The following is a 4,619-nucleotide window of genomic DNA, read 5'->3' on the forward strand; positions in this document are numbered from 1 at the left end:
TCGAAAGCTGGTTGGCCGCCGCCTCCGAAGACGTAACCCGCCCAGCCTCTATCACCCAAATCCAGCAGCACGGGCTCTCCTTCTTCCGCCAGGGCGTACCCTTGATAGGTAATCGGCCGGGATCTGCTAACCACGATAAGGGTATCACTGGTGATGTTGGTGGCCTTAAACGCTACCCAGACCGTATCATCCACCGCGAACTCCGTGCGCTCAAGTACCACTTCGAATGCCAGCTGCTGGGTCAGGTGCAGCGCCCTCAGCGGCTGCGCGGGTCTACCCTCACTGACGGTGATCGTATCCCTTTCCAGGGCGTAATAGGGATATTCCGCCGTCACCACCCAGCCACCCTCCTCCAGGCGGGGGAGCGCATAGGTGCCTCGGCTATCGGTGGCCACGTAGCCAGTGCCTTCGCCTCCAAATCTTTGCGGCTCGCCCACGGGAAGCCAGCTCACCATAAGAGCACTATGATCGGTCTGGTTTTCCAGAGTTGCCTTCCCCAGGAGTAGGGCATCAGCGACGCGAACTTCAGCTTCACCGTACAGATCCCCCACTGTGGCTCGGATAACGGTTTCACCTTCGTTGTTGCCCTGCACCAGCCCCTTGCCAATCAGAGTGAGGATGGCAGGAGCCGCCACACTCCACTTTATGGACGGGTTTGCCCACGGCACACCGTCTTCGCCAAGCACGGTAACTTGCAACTGCAGTGTTTCGCCGATTGCGATGTTGAGTCGGTCAGGAGAAATGGTGACAGCCGCTGGCTGGGGGCCATTGCTGCCATTGGTGGGCAGCTCGCATCCCACGAGGCCCAGCAGGGCCAGGAGGAGGGCTAGGGGACGAGAGATGCGGAGGGTCATACTATTATTTCCGTAGACCACACTATGATAAGGGCGTTGGGGGCGTTTGTCAAGTAGCGAATGACATGGCGGCAAGGCAGGGGAGGGTGCCTAGCTGGTCTTTATTAGCCTGTGGCTTGGTGAGCTGAGGGCGGGTTTGCCGTCGTGGAGATAGCCGGGATCGAACCGGCGACCTCTTGAATGCCATTCAAGCGCTCTCCCAACTGAGCTATATCCCCGTGCAAATAGCGACCTGACCTGCGGCGGGCCAATTCGTTCAGCGACGCTAGCTTACAAATTTTCCGGTCGTTTTACAAGTAGACCGCTCGGGGACTGCTCATTGACCGGTCGGGGTAGAAAGCATGCCGCCGCAGCTTGACTTTCCCCGGAAGCGTCCGCTAAGTTATCCCGTCATGACTCGACCTACGTCCTTTGTAATTGGGGTGGCTCTGGCCGTCGGGCTGCTGGCCTGGGGTTGTGGCAGCAAGTCCAGCTCGGATGCCGCCGTTGTCAAGATCGTGGCCACTGGGAACGTGCACGGCGAAATTGAGCCCTGTGGCTGCCGTGTGCCACTGGGTGGGTTGGCGCGCAAGGCCACTTTTATCCATACGCTGCGCGACTCTAAAATCCCCTACCTGGTTGTCGATGGGGGCGACCTGTTCTTTTCGAAGGCCCAACTGGATGGCGACGACTTGGCCACGGAGAAGATTCGGGCCCGCACCCTGGTCGAGGGCTTTAACCGGATCGGCACGGATGCGGTAGCCATCGGTGAGAAGGATCTTGCCGCTGGTTTGTCCTTCCTGCAGTCGCTGGCCGAAGCGGCCCAATTCCCGCTGCTGTCCGCCAACCTTACCGATGAGCAGGGAAAGCTGCTTTTTGCGCCCTATACCATCGTGCAGAAGGGTGAGTTGCGCATAGGTCTGGTGGGAGCCTCATCGGCTATACCAGCGGGCGACGGTTACCGCTCGCAGCCACTGCTGCCGGCCTTAAAAAAGGTGGTGAAGGAGCTGCAGTCGCGTACGGACTTGCTGGTGCTCCTCTTTCACGGCCAGGATGTGGATAAGCAGCAGATCATGGCGTCCGGCCTCCCGATCCACTTGATGCTCCAAAGCCATGTTACCCGCTACGAACGCAATTTCGGGAGAGGGAGCATCCCTACGGCCAGCTTTGGCAGTCAGGGCAAGTATCTGAATGTGATCACGGCCTCCATTAAGGTCCCTGGCGAGCCCCTCGTCGATCTTTCGGTCCATCAGCGCACACTGGATTTTGTGGCCAGCAGCATGAAGCGATTGCGACGCAATCAACCCAAGGATGTTTTGCTGGAGGAACTGTACGCCGACCAGCCCAGGGCGCTGGAACGCATTAGCGAATTGCGGGAGCGTGAGGCCCAGGCGCGGCAGGTAATCGAATCAGCCGTCAACACTCTGGAAACCGAGACCATTAGTTTGGGACCGGCGGTGAAGTTTGACGAGGAGCTGCTTTCAATTGTGACTTTGGCTAAGCAGGCGATGGTTCAGGTCCCGGGATCACCGGGCGTTGAAGCTGATCCAGCTTCGCTCTAGAACTGCACGATATCTGAGCGCCCGTCCATGCTTGACCCGTTATTTTCCTTGGCTGTTGAATTAGCCCAGCCCTTGGCTTCAACCGCGATGGCAGGCGCCATCGGCAGAAGCCAGATGCGAGAGTAGCTCAGCTGGTAGAGCTCCACGTTGCCAACGTGGTTGTCGCGGGTTCGAGTCCCGTCTCTCGCTCAAAGCCTCCCCAATGAAAGGGAGGTTTTTGTATATATGGCTACTAAATTTTGGTATCAGGGGGCGACGTACTCAAGGGGTCTAAGGGAGCGGTCTGCAAAACCGTTATTTACCGGTTCGAATCCGGTCGTCGCCTCAAGTAGCTCGAAGGCATATCCTGGAAAGCATCCCTCACTATTCAGACCGCTTTCTCGTCCTCCACTTCTGAAGGCGGCGCCCTGATCGTTCAAGCAATGTTTTAGCCATTACGGTGACTGCAGATGGATTGGATGGCGTAATATATGACTAAGCGATTTACTGTCCCGAATATTCTCTAAAACTTAAAAAATATTCTAGACCTTAATTTCCATCCCATCATAGGCGACAACCATATTTTCACACGGGGCGATTTTCACAACTAGTTCGTCATAGAGCAAATTATTATGTCCGATATGGGATATCACAAAGCGCGTTGAGGGATATCTTTTTGCAATATTAATTACACCTATCACATCGATGTGGTCCGTGCCTCCGTCATAGCCCGGTGTATGGAAAATGGCAACATCCGATGTTTTAACAAGTCGCCTCTCGTAGTCACTTAACTCTGAACCCGCCTTATCACTAAAATGAACTACGCGTTTTTCATTTTCCTTAAACACGAGTCCAAATGTAGGAACTTTATGGGAAACCTGGAAGGGTGTAACTTTGATACGACCCACCCTAATGGATTTTCTGTCATGCAAGACATGAAACTCGCAATTTTCGTATAATCTATCTGTTATTTCAAAATTCCCCAGGACAGACATGTTACCGTAAACGGGAATTTTTACGGGCCAGTATTCGAAAGCGGTTATTCCGCCCACATGATCAAAATGTTTGTGAGATAGAAATATTGCCGATATGCGAAATATTTGTTCTTCGTTTAACACAACTCCTATTGAACTAGGCGAATCGAAAAGAATTGTATCTGATCGATTTGTTACGATAAAAGAAACTGTCCTGCGGCGATTCTTGCCCCCCTCTTTTCTCGCTAACGTACACCGTTCGCATTTACAACCAATGGATGGGATCCCACGGCCATCTCCCGTTCCAGTGAATTTTATCTTCACGGAAGTGTCTCCCTACCTAGCGAAATACAATGTTCAATGCGATTAATCATAGACCAAGGTGTACGTGGTTAGAGCTAAGAGATACTGGGGTCTAAAACTAAGCGACATATCTCGAGGTTCCAAGGTTTTGCTGACCCCTCATCTGCAGCGTCCTATGCTTAATCTTGCCGACCACTGACTATGACTGCTTCGCTGACATTTCAAGACTCCATTGCTTGCTGTTCAACCTAGCAAAGGTGTCTCTCAGCAATAACGCGCGAGTGGTCCACATTACTCTGACGCCGACCATTGCAGCTCGGGTCGTTCGAAGAGGGATCATCTGTCGAAAACATTTGGCCTAAAACCAGGCTCAGTCATCGATAATCGTACTGACAGTTCCCCGCTAGATGCTTGACATGTCAGCAATATTTTCATACCCTCTCGCATTCTCTCGCATTAATGTATAAATGAACATAATGGGAAGTACAACCGACCAATGCAAAGGAGAAAGCAGCATGCCTGTGCTGACTGAAGCCGCTTGAGACCCACGAGTGTCGTCCTGAAAGGACGCATTTTATACCGGCCTGCGATTGGAACCATCGGCATCCCGAGTATAAACCCGATGGTCGTGCAGCAAAGCAGCTCGATTGAGGAGGTCATGGAATGCCCCTCATCGATGCTTCTCAATCGTTGGCGATGCGAATCGTCCTGGAATATCGGGGCAGGTTTTCCGGCGGCGGTTCAGACACCCATAAAAACCAGGAGTATCGCTGCTCGGAAAGCAGTTCGCATGGACCCATGGATTATCATTGCTCAGGACAACCGGCTTATCAGCTGGGGCCAGGTATCATCCTTACACCTTTTGCCCATAAATTCCGCGGCGATTAGATCGGCGCTATCAGAAAAATAAAGGACCGGATAAATCCGGAGATTATCGAGGCTAAGACTTCAAGCATTGATCATGAAAG

The 4,619-nt window shown here is 53.1% G+C and carries 4 protein-coding genes and 3 tRNA genes; 4 read left to right on the plus strand and 3 right to left on the minus strand.

Annotation, left to right across the window (positions count from 1 at the left end):
* The coding region (locus IH971_10945) for an Ig-like domain-containing protein (protein ID MCH7498348.1) at positions 1-854 on the minus strand (854 nt) is incomplete at its 3' end.
* 145 nt (positions 855-999) lie between these two features.
* A tRNA-Ala gene (locus tag IH971_10950) sits at positions 1,000-1,072 on the minus strand.
* Between the two features lie 204 nt (positions 1,073-1,276).
* Between IH971_10950 and IH971_10955 the strand changes: the two genes are divergently transcribed.
* The 3 genes from IH971_10955 (at position 1,277) to IH971_10965 (ending at position 2,720) form a co-directional block, all read left to right on the plus strand.
* Positions 1,277-2,395 carry a bifunctional metallophosphatase/5'-nucleotidase gene (locus IH971_10955; GenBank protein MCH7498349.1) on the plus strand — a complete coding sequence of 373 codons (1,119 nt, stop codon included), beginning with the start codon at positions 1,277-1,279 and terminating at the stop codon, positions 2,393-2,395.
* A gap of 116 nt (positions 2,396-2,511) precedes the next feature.
* Positions 2,512-2,584, plus strand: a tRNA-Gly gene (locus IH971_10960).
* A gap of 62 nt (positions 2,585-2,646) precedes the next feature.
* A tRNA-Cys gene (locus IH971_10965) sits at positions 2,647-2,720 on the plus strand.
* Positions 2,721-2,916: 196 nt separating this feature from the next.
* Here IH971_10965 and IH971_10970 read toward each other — a convergent pair.
* Positions 2,917-3,672 carry an MBL fold metallo-hydrolase gene (locus IH971_10970; protein MCH7498350.1) on the minus strand — a complete coding sequence of 252 codons (756 nt, stop codon included), beginning with the start codon at positions 3,670-3,672 and terminating at the stop codon, positions 2,917-2,919.
* 642 nt (positions 3,673-4,314) lie between these two features.
* Between IH971_10970 and IH971_10975 the strand changes: the two genes are divergently transcribed.
* On the plus strand, positions 4,315-4,539 hold the full coding sequence (locus tag IH971_10975) for a hypothetical protein (GenBank protein ID MCH7498351.1): 225 nt from the start codon (positions 4,315-4,317) through the stop codon (positions 4,537-4,539).
* Positions 4,540-4,619: the final 80 nt, after the last annotated feature.

It is taken from the genome of Candidatus Neomarinimicrobiota bacterium (genome assembly GCA_022560655.1).
Classification (GTDB): Bacteria; Fidelibacterota; Marinisomatia; order SCGC-AAA003-L08; family TS1B11; genus JADFSS01.